General features: G+C 66.0%; 18 protein-coding genes, 1 tRNA gene and 1 pseudogene. 7 read left to right on the top strand and 13 right to left on the bottom strand.

The features are described from left to right. Positions 1-41 precede the first annotated feature (41 nt). Positions 42-644, bottom strand: coding sequence for a hypothetical protein (locus C7402_RS46480; protein WP_133254587.1), 603 nt, complete (start codon positions 642-644; stop codon positions 42-44). Positions 645-750: 106 nt separating this feature from the next. On the opposite strand from C7402_RS46480, the gene C7402_RS46485 reads away from it, so the two are divergent. Next, the gene (locus C7402_RS46485) at positions 751-1071 is read left to right on the top strand and encodes a hypothetical protein (RefSeq protein WP_133254588.1); all 321 of its coding nucleotides are present in this window, start codon (positions 751-753) and stop codon (positions 1069-1071) included. Between the two features lie 25 nt (positions 1072-1096). On the opposite strand, the gene C7402_RS29930 is transcribed toward C7402_RS46485, so the two are convergent. The 3 genes from C7402_RS29930 to C7402_RS29940 form a co-directional block, all read right to left on the bottom strand. After that, positions 1097-1181 (bottom strand) — tRNA-Leu (locus tag C7402_RS29930). A 165-nt stretch (positions 1182-1346) separates the two neighbouring features. Continuing rightward, positions 1347-1721 carry a TonB-dependent receptor domain-containing protein gene (locus C7402_RS29935; protein WP_244314972.1) on the bottom strand — a complete coding sequence of 125 codons (375 nt, stop codon included), beginning with the start codon at positions 1719-1721 and terminating at the stop codon, positions 1347-1349. 7 nt (positions 1722-1728) lie between these two features. Beyond that, complete coding sequence (locus C7402_RS29940) at positions 1729-2709, bottom strand: LysR family transcriptional regulator (RefSeq protein ID WP_116613195.1); 981 nt, start codon at positions 2707-2709, stop codon at positions 1729-1731. Positions 2710-2808: 99 nt separating this feature from the next. Here C7402_RS29940 and C7402_RS29945 point away from each other — a divergent pair, with 99 nt between their 5' ends. Next, positions 2809-4230, top strand: a complete 1422-nt coding sequence (locus C7402_RS29945; RefSeq protein WP_116613196.1) for an aldehyde dehydrogenase family protein — start codon at positions 2809-2811, stop codon at positions 4228-4230. 72 nt (positions 4231-4302) lie between these two features. Here C7402_RS29945 and C7402_RS29950 read toward each other — a convergent pair whose 3' ends face one another. Both C7402_RS29950 and bla read right to left on the bottom strand, forming a co-directional pair. After that, positions 4303-6048, bottom strand: a complete 1746-nt coding sequence (locus C7402_RS29950; RefSeq protein ID WP_116613197.1) for a methyl-accepting chemotaxis protein — start codon at positions 6046-6048, stop codon at positions 4303-4305. A gap of 216 nt (positions 6049-6264) precedes the next feature. Then, positions 6265-7149: a class A beta-lactamase gene (gene bla, locus C7402_RS29955; protein ID WP_116613198.1), complete on the bottom strand. Its 885-nt coding sequence runs from the start codon at positions 7147-7149 to the stop codon at positions 6265-6267. A gap of 97 nt (positions 7150-7246) precedes the next feature. Between bla and C7402_RS29960 the strand changes: the two genes are divergently transcribed. After that, entirely contained in the window at positions 7247-8125 is an 879-nt protein-coding gene (locus C7402_RS29960) for a LysR family transcriptional regulator (RefSeq protein ID WP_116613199.1), read from the top strand. 96 nt (positions 8126-8221) lie between these two features. Beyond that, entirely contained in the window at positions 8222-8929 is a 708-nt protein-coding gene (locus C7402_RS29965; RefSeq protein WP_116613200.1) for a carboxymuconolactone decarboxylase family protein, read from the top strand. Here the strand turns inward: C7402_RS29965 and C7402_RS29970 are convergent. Together C7402_RS29970 and C7402_RS29975 are read right to left on the bottom strand one after the other, a co-directional pair. Continuing rightward, a pseudogene (locus C7402_RS29970) lies at positions 8919-9402 on the bottom strand (2-thiouracil desulfurase family protein). The gene C7402_RS29965 and the pseudogene C7402_RS29970 overlap by 11 nt on opposite strands. 62 nt (positions 9403-9464) lie before the next feature. Then, the gene (locus C7402_RS29975; protein WP_116613201.1) at positions 9465-11486 is read right to left on the bottom strand and encodes an NADPH-dependent 2,4-dienoyl-CoA reductase; all 2022 of its coding nucleotides are present in this window, start codon (positions 11484-11486) and stop codon (positions 9465-9467) included. Between the two features lie 215 nt (positions 11487-11701). On the opposite strand from C7402_RS29975, the gene C7402_RS29980 reads away from it, so the two are divergent. After that, positions 11702-12193 carry a MarR family winged helix-turn-helix transcriptional regulator gene (locus C7402_RS29980; protein ID WP_116613202.1) on the top strand — a complete coding sequence of 164 codons (492 nt, stop codon included), beginning with the start codon at positions 11702-11704 and terminating at the stop codon, positions 12191-12193. Between the two features lie 13 nt (positions 12194-12206). Here C7402_RS29980 and C7402_RS29985 read toward each other — a convergent pair whose 3' ends face one another. From C7402_RS29985 to loiP, 4 genes are all read right to left on the bottom strand, one after another. Beyond that, entirely contained in the window at positions 12207-12494 is a 288-nt protein-coding gene (locus tag C7402_RS29985) for a putative quinol monooxygenase (RefSeq protein WP_112173513.1), read from the bottom strand. Positions 12495-12606: 112 nt separating this feature from the next. Further along, positions 12607-12924, bottom strand: a complete 318-nt coding sequence (locus tag C7402_RS29990) for an antibiotic biosynthesis monooxygenase family protein (RefSeq protein ID WP_165842025.1) — start codon at positions 12922-12924, stop codon at positions 12607-12609. Between the two features lie 152 nt (positions 12925-13076). Beyond that, positions 13077-13976: a LysR family transcriptional regulator gene (locus C7402_RS29995; protein WP_116613204.1), complete on the bottom strand. Its 900-nt coding sequence runs from the start codon at positions 13974-13976 to the stop codon at positions 13077-13079. A gap of 141 nt (positions 13977-14117) precedes the next feature. Next, complete coding sequence (loiP, locus tag C7402_RS30000) at positions 14118-14882, bottom strand: metalloprotease LoiP (RefSeq protein ID WP_116613205.1); 765 nt, start codon at positions 14880-14882, stop codon at positions 14118-14120. Positions 14883-15197: 315 nt separating this feature from the next. Here loiP and C7402_RS30005 point away from each other — a divergent pair, with 315 nt between their 5' ends. Further along, positions 15198-15473: a hypothetical protein gene (locus tag C7402_RS30005; protein WP_116613206.1), complete on the top strand. Its 276-nt coding sequence runs from the start codon at positions 15198-15200 to the stop codon at positions 15471-15473. Positions 15474-15521: 48 nt separating this feature from the next. Here the strand turns inward: C7402_RS30005 and C7402_RS30010 are convergent, their stop codons facing one another. Beyond that, positions 15522-15959 (bottom strand): PRC-barrel domain-containing protein, encoded by a 438-nt coding sequence (locus C7402_RS30010; RefSeq protein ID WP_116613207.1) that lies wholly within the window; start codon positions 15957-15959, stop codon positions 15522-15524. A gap of 284 nt (positions 15960-16243) precedes the next feature. On the opposite strand from C7402_RS30010, the gene C7402_RS30015 reads away from it, so the two are divergent. Beyond that, positions 16244-17044 (top strand): HpcH/HpaI aldolase family protein, encoded by an 801-nt coding sequence (locus tag C7402_RS30015; RefSeq protein WP_116613208.1) that lies wholly within the window; start codon positions 16244-16246, stop codon positions 17042-17044. The last annotated feature ends 21 nt before the right edge of the window (positions 17045-17065 follow it).

A 17065-nucleotide genomic window follows, 5' to 3' on the forward strand; every position in this document is an offset into this window, starting at 1 on the left:
CCGCGCGGCCTGAAAGCCACGCGGGTTACTACACGCGGCGCTTAAGCCGTCGTGGAAATGAGGCCGCCCGTACTTTGTCCGCTCGCGAGCATCAGTTGAATCAACTCGCCTTGCGCCGTCTGGATTGCGGCTTCGATCTGGCTGGCTGCGGCAAGCGTCGAGTCCTGGCTGGACTTGCTGGCTCCTCCGGTGCTGGACGCCTGCGAAGCGCCGCTCGTCCCGCCCGCGGTGCTGCCATTCGCGTTGCCGTTTGCCCCTGCGCTCGCACTATTGCCGGTGCCGCTCGCGCCGGAAACCGCTTGCGACGAACCGCCGCCCTTCGAAAGTGCAGCAAGTTGCGCTTCGAGCGCCTTGATCAGCGCCTTTAGCTTGTCGATGGCCGCGGTCGTGGTGGAACTCGACGACGATGAACCGCCCCCACCGCCGCCGCCACCACCACCACTGCGTTCGCTTTGGGAGGTTGAAGAACTCGAGGTCGTGCCCGAGGTGCCGCTCGAACCAGAGTTGCTCGTCGACGAAGCATCGCCCGTAGTCGGCGAAGTGGCGCTATTGTTGGCGTTCGATGCGGCGGAACTGCTGCTGGCAGCGGTCCCGGCAGTCGTCGCGGCGACTGCCGTGGCAGAGGTGGTTGACTGAATTTGCATGGATACTTTCCCCGACTTTGAGCAATGCGGCGTAGGTGTCGGTTCGTCGTTCGCATAACGCAAACAACTCCCCCTACGTGGGGTAACGGCGAGTGCGGCGTCATTCTTGAGGGGGATTCCCCCTGATGCGCCTTACACGCCCTTACCCCGGCAGTCAGGTCAAATCCACAGGCAGGAAAAAACGGCGCACGAACGCATCGACCATGCTGTCGACCGGGAAGCAAACAATCTGGATTGCGAAACAGATGGGGCACTCAGAAACGACATCGATCCGACGCAACGAAGCGCGTTGGAACGCGAGATCAAATCCGGATGCAAGAGAGAAAGCCGCGCATTGTCTGCCTTCGAGAAGGCATGGCAACCATGCTGGCGAATTGATCGAAAAACCGGCAAAAACCCGCTAGATCCTTGCCATTTTCGTTTTTGAGTATCTTTGAGAACCCGATACTGATTGGTGCCGACGGCGAGACTCGAACTCGCACAGCTTTCGCCACTACCCCCTCAAGATAGCGTGTCTACCAATTTCACCACGTCGGCACTGCCACTACGTACAACCCTTCAGCCCAGGCTCTGGAGGAGGGCACGCTGTCATCAGCGTCACGTCCCAAGCTCGAAGGGTCGCCATTGTATCGAGTCCCCGCGCATTTTTGAAGACCCTGCGTGAAGATTTTTTGAAACGCTCAATCTCCACTCGATCGCCGCTCAAAATTCCAGCGTGGAACTCAGCTCCAGCGTGCGCCCGAGCCCCACGCCCAACTGGTTCGACCCCGCCGCGCTCCAGTAGCGCCGGTTGGCCGCATTCTCCAGATTCGCCTGCACGGAGACGCGCTTGCCATACACACGCGTCGAATAGCGCGCGCCCGCGCTCAGCAGCGTATAGCCGCCGATCTGCGCCTGATTCGCGTTGTTCACCTGGCGTGGCCCGACGTAATAAATCCCGCCATTCACCGAAAGGCCCGCGAGCACCGGCACGCGATATTCGGCGAACAGGCTCGCCGTCACGTGCGGCGTGTTCTCCGGCGTCTTGCCAACGAGCGTCGGGTCGGAAGAGTCGATCTGTTTCGCGTCGAGATACACGGCGGCGCTAGCCGCGACCTTCGCGCGCGCGAGCGTTGGGGGCGATCCGGGGATTTTTCGGGCGCGTGGGCCGTTTCGCGGGGGCCCGCTCGCGCACCGCATCGGCGTGCTCGCGTATCGTCTCGATCAACGCGCGCAAGCCCGCCGGCACATGACGCCGGCCGGGGTAGTAAAGGCAGAGACCGTCGAGCGGGGGCGTCCAGTCCTCCAGCACGCGCACGAGCGTGCCCGCTTCCAGATCGGCGTTCACGGTCCATTCGGTCAGGTACGTGAGGCCGAGACCGGCACGCGCCGCCGCGAGCATGAGGCCCGGTTCGTCGAGCGTGAGCGCGCCTTCGCCGTCCACGCGCACGGCCTGCCCGCGCCGCTCGAACTCCCATTGGTAGATCTGCCCGCTCGGCATGCGGCTGCGTATGCAGCGGTGCCGCTTCAGATCGGCGGGCGTGCGCGGCGGCTTGTGTTTCGCGAAATAATCGGGACTGCCAACCACGGCGAAACGCTGCCGGTCGCCGAACGGCACCGCGATCATGTCCTGCGGCACGGTATCGGCAAGACGGATGCCCGCGTCGTAGCCTTCCACCACGATGTCGATGAGCCGCCCTTCCGTGACGATGTCGAGCTTCATCTCGGGATAGCGCTGCAAGAAAGCGATGAGCACGGGCATGACCTGTTTCGCCGCGCCCGTCGACGAGTTGATGCGCAACGTGCCCGAAGGCGTGTCGCGAAAGTCGCCCGCCTGGTCGAGCGCGTCGCGGATGGTGGAGAGCGCGGGCGCAACGCTCGCGACGAACTGCGCGCCCGCCTCGGTCAGCGCCACGCTGCGCGTGGTGCGGTTGAACAGCCGCACGCCGATGCGCGCTTCGAGCGCCGCCACCGCGTGGCTGAGCGCCGAGGTCGAAACGCTCAACTCGTCGGCCGCCGCGCGAAAGCTGCGGCGGCGCGCCACCGCCAGCACGGCTTCGAGTTCCACCAGGCCCGATGTCTTCATTATCCGAAATCGCTCAACAGGTCATGCGCCATTGTACGGCTAGTCAACGCAATGCCAGCGGTCTATCTTGCGTCATCGTCCACGTTTTCTGGAGCAGCCATGCAGATCATCGACAAGATCTATATCGACGGCGCGTTCGTCACGCCGCACGGCGAGGCGTTTTTCGATCTCTACAACCCCGCCACCGAAGCGGTGATCGGCCGCGTGCGCCTCGCCGACGAAGCGGACGCGAACGCCGCCGTCGCCGCCGCGAAGCGCGCGTTCCCGGCGTTCTCGCGCACCACGAAGGCGGCGCGCATCGACATGCTCATGCGGCTGCACGAGGCGGTCGCGGCGAGCGAGGATGCGCTGCTCGAGGCGATTGTCGAGGAGTACGGCGCACCGGTCTCGCGCGGGCGCTGGATGGCGCGGCACGCGTCCAGCGTGCTCAGCGACGCGGCGAAGGTGCTGGACGGCTACGCGTTCACGCGGCGCGCCGGCACGGCCGAGGTGAGCATGGAGCCGCTCGGCGTTGCGGGGCTCATCACGCCCTGGAACAGCGACGCGGGCTTCATTTGCGGCAAGCTGGCGGCGGCGCTCGCCGCAGGCTGCACGGCCGTCATCAAGCCGAGCGAGATGAGCGCGATCCAGACACGCATCGTGACCGAGGCGTTGCACTCGGCCGGTCTGCCGCCGGGCGTCTTCAATATCGTCACGGGACGCGGCGACACCGTGGGCGCGCGCATCGCCGCGCATCCCGACGTGGCGAAGCTCTCATTCACGGGTTCGACGGCGGTGGGCAAGACGATCCTGCGCACGGCCGCCGAAACGCTCAAGCGCGTGACGCTGGAGCTTGGCGGCAAGTCGCCCGTGGTCGTGCTCGACGACGCGAATTTCGAAGAGGCGGTGCCGCTCGCGCTGCAAGCGGGCTTCATGAACAGCGGGCAGGCGTGCATTGCGGGCACGCGCATTCTCGTGCCGCAGGCGCGGCTTGCCGAGTTCGAAGCGGCCGTCGTGGCGGAAGTCGCAAAGATCCAGGCAGGCGACCCGCGCGATGCGCGCACGAGCGTTGGCCCGATGGTGAGCGCGAAGCAGTGGGAGCGCGTGCAGCGCTATATCCGCATCGGCACCGACGACGGCGCGCGGCTGATTGCGGGCGGCGCCGGGCGGCCCGAGGGCGTGGGTTCAGGCTGGTTCGTGCGCCCCACCGTCTTTAGCGGCGTGACGAACGACATGACCATCGCGCGCGAGGAAATCTTCGGGCCGGTGCTGTCGATCATCGCGTATCGCGACACCGAACACGCCATCGAGATCGCCAACGACACGAGCTACGGCCTGCAAGCCTATGTGCTCTCGGCCGATGTCGAGCGCGCGCGCCGCGTGGCCACGCGCATCGAAGCGGGCCGCGTGCTCGTCAACACGCTCGCGCATGAGCCCGCCGCGCCGTTTGGCGGCTTCAAGCAGTCGGGGATCGGACGCGAATACGGCACGTTCGGGCTCGAAGCGTTTCTCGAACCGAAGTCCGTGTTGGGCGTGCTCTGAAGCGCCGCTGACCCTGCAAAAACAAACGCCCCGGCTAAACCGGGGCGTTGAAGTCATTTCGAGCGCGCGACGTTAGAAGGTCTGCCAGTCGTCGTCGGACGTCGCTGCTGCAACGCTCTCGCGACGCTCCGCCTTCGGCGCGGGCGCGGCGGGCGCCGCCGAAGCACGCACGGGCGCGGGCCGCGAAGGCGCGGCACGCTTGACCGTTGCGCTCGCAACGACTGGCTTCATCGACGCAACGCTTGCCGTTGCCGCCCGGCCCGCCGAGCCGATATTGAACACCGAAACGAGCTCGCGCAATGCCGACGCCTGCGAGGACATCGACTGCGCCGCCGCTGACGCTTCTTCCACGAGCGCCGCGTTCTGCTGCGTGACTTCGTCCATTTGCGTCACGGCCTGATTGACCTGCTCGATGCCGGTGCGCTGCTCGCCCGAAGCGGCCGAGATCTCGTTCATCAGGTCGGCAACCCGCTTCACCGACTGCACGATCTCGCCCATCGTGCGGCCCGCGTCGTCCACGAGCGCCGTGCCGTTGTTCACGCGCTCGACCGAAACGGTAATGAGCTCCTTGATCTCGCGCGCCGCCGTTGCGCTGCGCTGCGCGAGCGTGCGCACCTCGCCCGCCACCACGGCGAAGCCGCGGCCCTGCTCGCCCGCGCGCGCCGCTTCCACTGCGGCGTTGAGCGCGAGAATGTTGGTCTGGAACGCAATGCCTTCGATCACCGAGATGATCTGCGCGACCTGTTCGGAGCTGCTTGCGATCTCGCGCATGGTGTCGACCACGCGGCCCACCACTTCGCCGCCGCGCGTGGCCGTCTGCGACGCCTGGCCGGCGAGCGTGTTGCCTTGCGTGGCGTTATCGGCGTTCTGCTTGACGGTCGCCGTGAGCTGTTCCATGCTCGCCGCCGTTTCTTCGAGCGAGGCGGCCTGCTCTTCGGTACGCTGGCTCAGATCGGTATTGCCCGCCGCGATTTGCGAAGACGCCGTGGCGATGCCTTCGCTGCCCGTGCGCACGCGGCCCACGAGGTCGACGAGACGCTCGTTCATGTGGCGCAGCGCGCCGAGCAACTGGCCCGCTTCGTCGCTGCCGTCCACTTCGATGCGTGCGGTCAGGTCGCCGCGCGCCACCGTCTCGGCCACTTCGACCGCGCGCGCGATCGGCCCCGTGATCGAGCGCGTGATGAACAGAGCAATCATGACGCCCAGACCGATGGCGACCACGATGAGGCCGACCGTCCACGCAAGCGCGCTCTGGTACGACACCTTCGCCGCAGCCACCTCGGCGGTCGAGCCGTTGTGATTCAGGGTCACGTCCTGATTGATGAGATCCATCACGGTCTGAAACGACTTGGCCGAAGCGCTCGAAATCGTTGCGCGTGCATCAGCCGAGCCGCCGTCGGCGGAAGAAACGAGAGCGTCGATCTTCTTGTCGTCGTCCAGATAGCGCGACCATGCCGCGCTGATCGAATCGAACAACTGGCGCTCTTGCGCCGAGGAAACGAGCTTCGAATAGCCGTCAAGCGTGGCACTGACCTGGTTAATCGTTTGCGCGTGCTGGTCGTGAAGAGCGCCCTTTTCGCTGGCGTCATTGGAGACCAGCATGCGCAGTGACGTGCGCCGCACATCCTGGGCGAGGTTGCGCAAGTTGCCGAGCGTCTCCACGCTTGGCAGCCAGTTTTCCCCTATCGCGCGCGTGCCGTCGAAAATGCGCGAGGCCTGAAGGAGTCCGATGCCGCCGATAGCGGCGAGCAGGAACAGCACGATGGCAAAGCCCGCGCCGAGGCGCGGGCCAATCTTGATACGGGTGAGCAGTGACATGGGTACGCCGTAGTGAGGGGTCGCCTGTATGACGACCACGGCGCGGAAAAATTAAGTCAATGTTGCAAAAATAACAAAGTGTAAGCAAGAAGCGGCGAGCCGTGCGGGCAACCGGAATGCGAACGATCGGTCAGATAATAGATCGCATACCTTATTAATATTCAGTAACCCCGCCTTTCAAATCCCGCAATACCCGGCAACTACGCCCAACTTGCCTCAAATTTTCGCGACCCACGCCCCGACTTTCGCAATCGCCGCGTCGCGTTGCGCCGGGCTCGCGTGCGTCGCGCCCGTGAGATAGGTCGTGACCAGAAGCGGCGCGCGCCCGGCCGGCCAGATGATCGCGATATCGTTCGCCGTGCCCCGGTCGCCCGTGCCCGTCTTGTCGCCCACGCGCCAGTCCTTCGGCAAGCCCGCGCGCAGGCGGGCGTCGCCGGTCTTGTTGGCCACGAGCCACGCAATGAGCTGCTCGCGCGAGCCCGCCGAAAGGCGCTCGCCAAGCAACAGCGCGCGCATGTCCGCCAGCATCGCGGCAGGCGTGGTCGTATCGCGCGGGTCGCCCGGTATCGCTTCGTTGAGCGTGGTCTCGTTGCGATCGAGCCGCGTGAGCGGGTCGCCGATACCGCGCGCGAAAGCCGTGAGCGCCGGGGGCCCGCCAATGCTTTCGAGCAGCAGGTTCGCCGCCGTATTGTCGCTGCGCGTGAGCGCGGCTTCGCACAGCTCGGCGACCGTCATGCCTTCGCCACCCGCGCGCGGACCGCTCAAGGGCGAATACGACACCACCTGCGCCTGCGTATAGACGACCTTGCGAGCGAGGTCTTCCTTGCCGCGATCCTTGCGCGTCAGCACCGCCGAGGCCAGCAGCAGCTTGAACGTGCTGCACATCGGAAAGCGCTCGTGCATGCGCCAGCCTCGCGTCTGGCCGTTCGCCGTATCGAGCATCGCCACGCCAAGCCGGCCGCCCGCTTGCGCTTCGATGGCGGCAAGCTCGTTTTCGAGCGCGCCGGCGGGCGCCGCCGCCTGTGCGCCAAACGCCTGCGATGCAATGCCAGCTATGGCACCGCCGAACATCGTCATTGTGAATCTGCGCCGCGTGATCATGAATTCTCCTTGTAGAGCCGCCACTATCGCGTGTCCGCCGCCCGGCGACAAACGATGATAAATTGCCCTATCCCATAGAAAAACTTATACCTCTCACATGCGACCGTATCTGCCCCTCAATGCGTTGCGCGCCTTCGAGTCGTCCGCGCGCCACCTGAGCTTCACGCGCGCGGCGATCGAGCTCAACGTCACGCAGGCGGCGGTGAGCCAGCAGGTCCGCACGCTCGAGGAGCGCCTGGGCGCGACGCTGTTCAAGCGCCTGCCGCGCGGTCTCGCGATCACCGACGAAGGGCTCGCATTGCGCCCCGTGCTCACCGACGCGTTCGATCGCATCGAAGCCGTGCTGCGGCAGTTCGAGGGCGGTCACTTCCACGAGGTGCTGAGCGTGGGCGCCGTGGGCACCTTCGCGGTCGGTTGGCTCATGCCGCGCCTGAAGTCGTTTCACGACGCGCATCCGTTCGTGGAGTTGCGCATCATGACGAACAACAATCTCGTCGATCTCGCGGCGGAAGGGCTCGATTTCGCGGTCCGCTTCGGCGACGGCACGTGGCCGGGCTCGCGCGCCACGAAGCTGTTCGACGCGCCGCTCTCGGCGCTCTGCTCGCCCGACATCGCCCAGCGACTGCGCACGCCCGCCGGTCTGGCCAACGAAAAGTTGCTGCGCTCTTATCGCGCCGATGACTGGACGCTCTGGTTCGAAGCCGCCGGGCTCGCGCCGCGCCCCGTGCGCGGACCGGTGTTCGATTCGTCGCGCCTGATGGTGGAGGCCGCGATGCAAGGCGCGGGTATCGCACTCGCACCGGCTTCGATGTTCGAACGCGATCTCGCCGCCGGGCGGCTCGTGCGCCCGTTCGACATCGAGGTCGAGGCGGGCAGTTACTGGCTCACCGCGCAAAAGGGCAAAACGGCGACGCCGGCCATGCGCGCATTCAGCCAGTGGATCGTGAAGGAAACCGGCGCGGCAACGCACTCATGAATCCCGTCGATAAGGGCATGCGCGTTTAGCGGCTTAATCGCTGGAAAGCGCGGTGCTACGCTCGGCGTCTGAGACTACGTCCCAAGGACCTTGAACATGCAGCATGCCCCCTCGCTCGACGATCTGCGCGCCGTCGCCCCGGCCCTCGCACGCTACACGACGCAAACGGTGCTCGACGGTTTGTGGCAACGCGCGCAACTGTCGCCGCGCGATCGTAGCGTCGTCACCGTGGCGGCGCTGATCGCGCGCAATCAGACTGTCGATCTCGCGTTTTATCTGCGCCTCGCGCTCGACAGCGGCGTCACGCCCGGCGAGATTTCGGAAATCATCACGCATCTCGCCTTTTATGCGGGCTGGGCCAATGGCGCCTCGGCCGCGAGCGTCGCGAGGCCGGTGTTCGAGGAACGCGGCATTGGCCCCGACCAACTCGCGCCCGCGCAGGTCGACCTGCTGCCGCTGAACGAAGCCGCCGAAGCGGCCCGCGCGAGCACCGTGGAGCAGAACTTTGGCGCGGTTGCGCCCGGCGTCGTGCAGTACACCACCGACGTGCTGTTTCGCGACCTGTGGCTGCGCCCCGGCCTCGCGCCGCGCGACCGCAGCCTCGTGACGGTCAGCGCGCTCGTGGCCAACGGCCATGCCGCGCAGATTCCCTATCACCTGAATCGTGCCCTCGACAACGGCCTGACGATCGATCAGGCATCCGAAATACTCACGCAACTCGCGTTCCACGCAGGCTGGCCGAATGCGTTCTCGGCAATGCCGGTGTTCAAGGACGTGTTCGAAAAACGCGCGCCTACGCGTTGAACCGCGCAAGCCGCGCCTCCAGCGCATCGATTTCCGTTTCCGCGAAAACCTCGATGCCATGCTGGCGCAGCAGCGCGGTCGTGACGCCCGCACCTGCGTGCTTGCGACCTCCAAAGCTGCCGTCGTAAATCGCGCGGCTGCCGCACGAAGGGCTGGCGTCTGTGAGCAACGCAAAGCGGCAATCATGGGCGAGCCGCCTGCGCGCCGTCGACGAAGTGCGAGGTCACATCCGTGCCGCGCACGTCGATCACGCGCGCCGTGCCCGCCAGCACCGCGGCGCCGCAAGCCGCCGCGGCGATTTCCGCCGGTGGCCTCGGCACGCCGAAGCCGCCCGCGACCTCGGGGCAAACCGGCACGAGCCGCCCTTCACGCTGCCACTGGTCAAGCAATGCATGCGCAACGGTCTTCGCCGAGCCGTTGTAGCGAACCGGGCTGCCGAGCAGGCAAGCGCTGACGAGTATTTTGGGGAGCATGCGGGGTGAAGTCCTCTTGCGCGAATCCCCCGCATTTTACGCGGCGCGCGCACGCGGAAGATTCACAGGATCATCGCAAGGCGCGTGGCCTGATCGATGGCGCGCAACGCGTCGAGCTCGGCGGCCACATCGGCGCCGCCTATCAGCCTGGGCTTCGCGCCGCGCGCGACCAGTTCGTCGTGGAGCGTGCGGTTCGAGTGCTGGCCCGCGCACAACACGACGTGATCGACCGCGAGCACATGCGGCTTGCCGTCGACGCGGTAGTGCAGGCCTTCATCGTCGATCGCGTCGTAAGTCGCGCCCGAGGTCATCATCACGCTCGCCTTGCGCAAGCGCGCCTTCAGGATCCAGCCCGTCGATTTGCCCAGGCCCCTGCCGAGCGGTTCCGCCTTACGCTGGAACATGTGGACGCTGCGCCGCGGCGCGCCCTCGCCGTTGACTTGCGTGAGCCCGCCCGCGCTCGCATTGGCCGGATCGACGCCCCATGCGTGGAAAAACACCCCGCGCTCCAGCGATTCCCGCGCGTCGCCGAGCAGATACTCGGCCACATCGAAGCCAATGCCGCCCGCGCCGATGATGGCCACGCGCTCGCCCGCCTCGGCCTTGCCCGAGAGCACGTCGACATACGACAGCACCTTGGGATGATCGACGCCCGCGAAGTCGGGCACGCGCGGCGTGACGCCCGTGGCGATGACGATCTCGTCGAACGCGCCGCCCGCGAGCGCATCGGCCGTCGCACGCGCGCCAAGCCGCAGCGTCACGCCGAGCTTCTTCAGCCGCACCTCGAAATAGCGCAGCATCTCGTGAAACTCGGCCTTGCCCGGCACGACCTTCGCGAGATTGAGCTGGCCGCCCAGGCGCGCGTCGGCCTCGAACAGCGTGACCGCATGGCCGCGCTCCGCGGCGTTGATCGCGCAAGCCATGCCCGCCGGGCCGCCGCCCACCACCGCCACGCGTTTGGCCAGCGGCGCGCTGCCCGCCGGGAACTCGATCTCGCGTCCCGCGCGCGGATTGACGAGGCAAGTGGCCGTGCGCTCCGTGAAAATGCGGTCGAGGCAGGCCTGATTGCAGCCGATGCAGGTGTTGATTTCATCGGCTGCGCCAAGCCGCGTCTTCTTCGCGAAGTCGGGGTCGGCCAGCAGCGGACGCGCCATCGATACGAGGTCGGCCACGCCCGAGGCGATCAGTTCCTCCGCCACCTCGGGCGTGTTGATGCGGTTCGACGCCATCACCGGAATCGACACCGCCTCCTTGACGTTGCGGATCGCGTCGCGCCAGGCCGCGCGCGGCACGCAGGCCGCGATCGTTGGCACGGCCGATTCGTGCCAGCCCACCCCCGTGTTGATGAGATCCGCACCGGCCGCTTCCACCGCCCGCGCGAACGCCGCGATTTCCGCGCCGTTCATGCCGCCCTCCACGAGGTCGATGGAAGAGATGCGGTAGATGAGCATCGGCTCGCGGCCAATGCGCGCGCGCACGGCACGCACGATATCGAGCGGAAATCGAATGCGCCCCTCGAAGCCGCCGCCGTATTCGTCGTCGCGCGCGTTGGTCACGGCGGCCGTGAACTCGTTGATGAGATAGCCCTCCGAGCCCATGATCTCGACGCCGTCGTATCCCGCCTGAACCGCGAGCGCGGCGGTGGCGGCGAAATCGGCCACGGTCGCGCGCACTTCCTCCGTGCTCAGCGCGCGCGGCGCGTAGGCGTTGATTCTTGCCTTGGCGGCGCCTGGCCCCACGCATTCCGGCACCTTCGCATAGCGGCCCGCATGCAGGATCTGTAGCACGATCTTCCCGCCCGCCGCATGAACGGCGCGCGTGACGGCGCGATGCTCGTCCAGTTGCTCCTCGCGGTTCAGGAGCGGCCCCCCCGGCTCCATCACGCCTTGCGGATTCGGCGCGAAGCCGCCGCTCAGGATCAGCCCGATCTCGCCCGCCGCGCGCGCCGCATAGAACGCGGCGAGCCGCTCGTGCGGGCGGTCGAGCGTTTCGAGCCGCGTGTGCATGGCGCCCATGACCATGCGGTTGGGCAGCACTGTCGCGCCGACGGTAAGCGGGGTCAAAAGCCGGTCGTGGATCGCCATGGGGATGTCTCTGGATAGTCTCGTGGGGGTTTCCACACTCTAGGCGAGCGCTCAAATTACGTCAACATCATGATATATATGGGAGATGACAGGAGGGATATTGCCGGGGAGTATATTGTCCGTCTGGACGCCGGATCGACTTCCGGTCAATATCTTCGTATCAGGTATTTGTCTCATTGCGTGCCGCGCGAGCGCGCGGACACCGAAAGCCGCCCATGACCCAGAACGACCCATCGTACGATCAATCCGTCTCGTCCATCCACAACCGGCTGTTCTTCCGCCTGTTCCAGGCGGGCAACACGCTCGACCGGCAGACGACGAAAGCGCTCGGCATCACCACCGTGCAGTGGTCGGTGCTCGGCGCGCTCTCGCGCCCGCAGGTCGCGCAGGGCATGTCGTTTTCCGAACTGGCGGACTACCTCGTGGTGAGCCGCCAGAGCCTGGACGGCGTGCTCAAGCGGCTGGAACGCGACGACCACGTGCTGCGCGTGGCCGACACCGTCGACCGCCGCGCGAAGAAAGTCGTGCTCACCGAAGGGGGCAAGCTGTTCTGGGAGAGCTTGCAGCCGAAGATCTACGAGTTTTATCGCCAGGCGCTCGCGAGCTTTCGCTTCGACGACAAGGTCTCGCTCGTTCACTTCCTCAATCAACTCAACAAGGGCATGGACGAGATCGATCTCGGGGAAACGCCTGGCGGCGGGGAGTGAAAGCGCCCGCGCCTTAGACGATGTGTTCGAGCGTCGTCACTTCCAGCTTCGCGCGCGACTCCAGCACGCCCGCAAGCTTTTTCAGCGCCGCTCCCCCGGCGTGCTGCCGCACCGCTTCCTCGTCGCGCCAACGCTCGAGCATGAAGAAGCGGTTCGGGTTCTTCACGTCGCGGTGCAGATCGTATTGCTCGCAGCCCGGCTCCTTGCGTACGGCGTGCACGGCCTCTTCGAGGGCTTGCGCCACGACGGCTGCATGCTCGGGCATGGCGACGATTTCGGCGACGATGATCTGGGTGCTCATGTTCTTGACTCCACGGAAATGAGAAAGCGCGCGGCAACACGCGCCGCGCGCCCGGGTTTGAGGGCGTTCGACAGTCTGCCATCAAATGTCGATGCACACCCTCGGTACGCGCTCATCGTGAGCCACGCGGCGCGACGGCCTCCTGACCGAGCGGCTCGAAATGGTAAAGATCCGGATCCGCCGAGAAATACGGCCATAGCGTGTGCAGAAATTGCGGAAAGTCGTCGTGCGTCATGAATGCGCTCTGCGCGTCGAGGCTGTCCCATTCGACCTCCAGCACGTAGCAGCCCGAGTCCTCGCACTGCGGGCCGAGGCGGTGTCCGCGATAGCCCGGCTTGTTCGTGAGCAGCGGGCACACGCGCCGCCAGGCAGCCTCGAAGTGCGAAATTCTGTCCGCGCGCAGGTAAAAGCGGCCAATTGCGACGATCATCAAAGCCTCCGTGCCGGCACGAGCCATTCGTGCTGCCACGGATGATCGGCCGGCGCGCCTGGCGCGCATAGCGGCAAACGGCAAAGACAGCTTCAAAGAGGCGTTGAAGATCGCGTCACACGCGAGCCCGGATCAAGCTGCATCAGGCCAGGTCACGCCAGATACGCCGCGATGCGTTCGCGCAGGAAGTCGCGCAGCGCGTTGACGGTGGGCGAGAGCATGGTGCGATGCGCGCACACGAGATGCAGCGGCGCGCCCTCGCCCGGTAGCGCGTCGAGCGCGGTTTCGAGGCGGCCCGCCTGGATGTCGGCCAGCACGTCGAGGCGCGACTTGTACGCGAGTCCGTGCCCCGCCACCGCCCAGCGGCGCACGAGTTCGCCGTCGTCACTGCTGCGGTCGCCGTGCACGGTCACGACGCTCGGTTCGTCGCCGCGATAGAAGGTCCAGCGATCATGCAGCATGTCGCTCAGCGCAAAGCGCAGGCAGTTGTGGCGCGAGAGATCGGCGGGCGCGGCGGGCCGCCCGTGGCGCGCGAAATAGCCCGGTGCGGCGCACAGCACGCGGCGGTTTTCGGGCGCGAGCGGCAGCGCCACGAGCGACGAATCCTCGGGCACGCCATAGCGGATCGCCACGGCAATGGGCGAGCGGAACATGTCGGTCACATGGTCGCCGATACGCACCTGGAACGACACGGCCGGATGCCGCGCCTGGAATTCGTCGAGCCAGGGCGCGAGCACGTTGCGCCCGAGGTCGGAGGGCATCGACAGCGACACCACGCCGCCAATCATCTTGCGCCCGTGCGCCACGGCGTTCTGCCCGGCCTCCACCTGCTCCATGACGTTGCGCGCGTAGTCGAGGTAGCGCTCGCCGTCCGGCGTGAGGCGCAGGCTGCGCGTGGAGCGTGCGAGCAGGCGTGTGCCGAGTTCGGTTTCGAGCCGCTTGAGCCCGACGCTCGCCACGGCGGGCGTGAGATCGAGCTGGCGGGCGGCGGCCGACAGGCTGCCGTTGTCCGCCGCGCTAATGAAGATGACGAGGTCTTCCAGTCTGATCATGTACTGTCGCGTCTCGTTGGGCGGCGGCCCTCGGGCGGGGAACGCCGACGGGCCGCGGGCATGAAGTAAGCGAACTGTACACGAAGCGCCGCCACGCACGGCGCGGCGCTCCCGGATCAACCCGGCGCGCGATTCACGCGGTCAGCCTCCGTCCTTGATGCGCTTTTCGATATGCGCGGCGCGGCTGGGCGACGAGGGGTGGGAGCTCAGCATCGAACTCTGGCCGCCGTCGACGGTCGCGAGCTTCTGGAACGCAGTGACCAGGCCTTTCTCATTCATGCCCTTCTTCTTGAGCAGATCGAACGAATAATCGTCGGCCGCGCGTTCCTGCGATTGCGAAAACTGCGCGTTGACGAACTGTTCCGTGAGGTCGCCGAGTTGCGAGGTGCTCAACGCCGTCACCGCCGCGTTGCCCGCCGCGCCAACGGCCGTTCTGGCCGCGCTCACGGTGTAGGCGGTTTGCATGGCCTTCTTCGTGTGGCCGAGCGCGACGTGGCCCATTTCGTGACCAATCACGCCGCGAAGTTCGTCGTCGTTCATTACGTCCATCAGGCCGCTATACACGCGCACGCAGCCATTGCCCATCGCCCAGGCGTTGACGTCCTTCGTCATATAAACCTTGTACGCGATGGGCTGGCCGTTGAGCGTCATGTCGCCGAAACCGCTCATCACGCGTGCAAGACGCTGCGCGTACGCGCTGCCGGGCGCCGCCACGGTCGACTGGGTGTCGCTTGCTTTACAAGCTTCGGTCGAGAGCGCCACGATGTCGCTGTCCGAAAGTGTTGCGGCCTTGAGCAGGTTCGTGCCCGCCGACATCGCGGCGTTCGGATCGATGCTTTGCAGGCCGCCGCAGGCCGCAAGCGCTGCGGCCAAAGCGCAAACCAGGCTGGTTCTAACCGGTGTCATTCTCGTGCTCCCATGCGTTGTTTTTCGAGCCGACCAATCTAGCACCGGGACATTCGAAGACAAGTGGCGGAGCGTGTTGCATCGCTTTGCCGGGACGCATGTCATGGTTTCCCGCATCGCCATGATCGACGGGAAACGCGCTGGCACGGGCCGTCGCCGCGCATGAGCGACGCCGGCCGGCTCAGTCGCGGGCGCGAGCGCAACTGTTGAAGAACGTGACATTTCTTACGAAACCGTTAGCCGGGTGAACCCGGCATTGCGTACGGTTGCACGCTTCCTATACGGCTTCGTGCATCCCGGCGGCGCGCTCGCATCGTGCTCGCGGACTTTACGAAGGAATCCGAATTAATACTGAACCACCCCGCTTGTGGAGCCCCGGCACGCGACCCGCTGGAAGTCTGCCAACCGCCCGGCATCGAAATTTACCGGCTCGATGCGGCGTTGCTGGAAGGCTGGTCGCCGCCGCGCGTCGCTGCGTCTCGCTGGCTGCACGGCATGACGCTGCAACCGCCGGACTGCAATGCGGCTGCTGACATGCGCCGTCAGGCACGCGCAGGCCCCAAAACGCCGTCGGGCCATGCGCCCACGTGATGTGGTCGCATGGCCCGACGGTTTGCAGCCGTTTAGCGCTCGGAGCGCTTACTGCTGCTTTTCGACCTTCTTGGGCTTCGGCGGCGTTTCGACCTTCGCGTACTGGAACGCGGGCGTAGCCTTCAGCGCTTCCTTGGTTGCGCCGGGCAGATAGAGATTGCCCTGACGCACGTCGAGCGACGCGATGGGCACCGCGACGTCGTGCGAGCCGACGCCAAGGAAACCGCCAGCCGCGACGATTGCTGCCGACACCGAACCGTCCGGCGCCACGATCAGGTCGCGCACCGTGCCGATTTTCGCGTTGTCGTCGTTATAAACGGCCTTGCCGAGCACGCTCTTCTTCACGCTCCAGCCTTCGAGCAGCGCCTGCGATTGCTCCACCGTCACGCTCAGGGGCTGTGCGCCCGCGATCTGGGCATTCGCACTGGCACTGGCCACCACGGCGCTGAACGCGGCCACGGCCAACATCGTCTTGCGGAAAGACATTTTCTATTGCTCCTCTATCCAGGTTGATTCGCCGCGCAAATCACTGCAAGTGTGCTGGCGGCTTGCCATGGTAGCCGTTATGACGAAATTTTGCGTTTAAGGTGCTTGCGCTCGCGCAATGGCGAAGCGGATCGGCGGGAGCGATCGAATCAACCCGGCCGCCTCCTTTCGAAGGCGCAGGAGAAGCGCTGTTCGGGAAAATCGTTCTGCGTGCGCGGGCGCGTCAGTCCGTGCAATATAGCGAACACGCACTCACCGGTTTACGCCCTCGCCCGGAGATTGACATGTCCGCCCAATCAGGATCATCCGCGCACCACAATCGTGCCAAGACCCGCCTCGCAGCGGGCGAAACCGTGACCGCCTTCATGGTCGAACTGCCCGGCGCGGGACTCGTGCAACTGCTTGCCGCGAGTGGCGTGGACGTGCTGATCTTCGACATGGAGCACGGCCCCATCGACATGAACAGTCTGCACGCCATGGTGGCCGCCACGCGCGGCACGCCGGTCACGCCGGTCGTGCGCGTTCCGTGGACCGAACCGTGGCTCGTCAAAACCGCGCTGGAAACGGGCGCCATGGGCATCAACTTTCCGATGATCTCCACACCTGAACTCGCGCGCCAGGCTGCCGAATCGCTGCGCTACCCGCCCAACGGTTCGCGCGGCTTCGCGCCTTCGCTCGCGGCAACGCGCTGGGGATTGAGCGGCCCGGACTATATTCGCGCCGCCGACTCCGAAATGCTCAACGTCATCACGGTCGAGGACGCGCAGGCCGTCGAGCGGCTCGACGAGATCCTGGCCGTGCCGGGCATCGATGTCGCGGCGATCGCGTCGTTCGATCTTTCAATGAGTCTTGGCGTGCCCGGACAATTCGATCATCCCGACGTGCAGGCGCTCGTGCACAAAGCCGAAGAGAAGATCCTTCGCGCGGGCGTGGCGCTGGGCGGTGTCGCGCTCGACGCGCAAACCGCGCAGTGCAAGCGCGCGGCCGGGTATCGCATGTTGCTGCTGGCCTTCGACGTGATGATGATCGGCCAGGCGGCACGAGGGATCGTGGAGGGCGCAACCATGCCTGCCGCACAACGCTAGATCGTCGCCACTCACCGGACC

Origin of the sequence: Paraburkholderia unamae, from assembly GCF_003096875.1 — a bacterium.
GTDB classification, from domain to species: Bacteria; Pseudomonadota; Gammaproteobacteria; order Burkholderiales; family Burkholderiaceae; genus Paraburkholderia; species Paraburkholderia unamae.

What these genes read in the sequence shown, in the direction of transcription:
- C7402_RS29940 (WP_116613195.1), bottom strand. Translation starts at nt 2,709, where the DNA reads ATGAAGACATCGGGCCTGGTGGAACTCGAAGCCGTGCTGGCGGTGGCG.
- bla (WP_116613198.1), bottom strand. Translation starts at nt 7,149, where the DNA reads ATGATCACGCGGCGCAGATTCACAATGACGATGTTCGGCGGTGCCATA.
- C7402_RS29985 (WP_112173513.1), bottom strand. Translation starts at nt 12,494, where the DNA reads ATGAGCACCCAGATCATCGTCGCCGAAATCGTCGCCATGCCCGAGCAT.
- C7402_RS29950 (WP_116613197.1), bottom strand. Translation starts at nt 6,048, where the DNA reads ATGTCACTGCTCACCCGTATCAAGATTGGCCCGCGCCTCGGCGCGGGC.
- C7402_RS30010 (WP_116613207.1), bottom strand. Translation starts at nt 15,959, where the DNA reads ATGTCTTTCCGCAAGACGATGTTGGCCGTGGCCGCGTTCAGCGCCGTG.
- C7402_RS46480 (WP_133254587.1), bottom strand. Translation starts at nt 644, where the DNA reads ATGCAAATTCAGTCAACCACCTCTGCCACGGCAGTCGCCGCGACGACT.
- C7402_RS30015 (WP_116613208.1), top strand. Translation starts at nt 16,244, where the DNA reads ATGTCCGCCCAATCAGGATCATCCGCGCACCACAATCGTGCCAAGACC.
- C7402_RS29995 (WP_116613204.1), bottom strand. Translation starts at nt 13,976, where the DNA reads ATGATCAGACTGGAAGACCTCGTCATCTTCATTAGCGCGGCGGACAAC.
- C7402_RS29945 (WP_116613196.1), top strand. Translation starts at nt 2,809, where the DNA reads ATGCAGATCATCGACAAGATCTATATCGACGGCGCGTTCGTCACGCCG.
- C7402_RS29980 (WP_116613202.1), top strand. Translation starts at nt 11,702, where the DNA reads ATGACCCAGAACGACCCATCGTACGATCAATCCGTCTCGTCCATCCAC.
- loiP (WP_116613205.1), bottom strand. Translation starts at nt 14,882, where the DNA reads ATGACACCGGTTAGAACCAGCCTGGTTTGCGCTTTGGCCGCAGCGCTT.
- C7402_RS29965 (WP_116613200.1), top strand. Translation starts at nt 8,222, where the DNA reads ATGCAGCATGCCCCCTCGCTCGACGATCTGCGCGCCGTCGCCCCGGCC.
- C7402_RS29960 (WP_116613199.1), top strand. Translation starts at nt 7,247, where the DNA reads ATGCGACCGTATCTGCCCCTCAATGCGTTGCGCGCCTTCGAGTCGTCC.
- C7402_RS29990 (WP_165842025.1), bottom strand. Translation starts at nt 12,924, where the DNA reads ATGATCGTCGCAATTGGCCGCTTTTACCTGCGCGCGGACAGAATTTCG.
- C7402_RS29975 (WP_116613201.1), bottom strand. Translation starts at nt 11,486, where the DNA reads ATGGCGATCCACGACCGGCTTTTGACCCCGCTTACCGTCGGCGCGACA.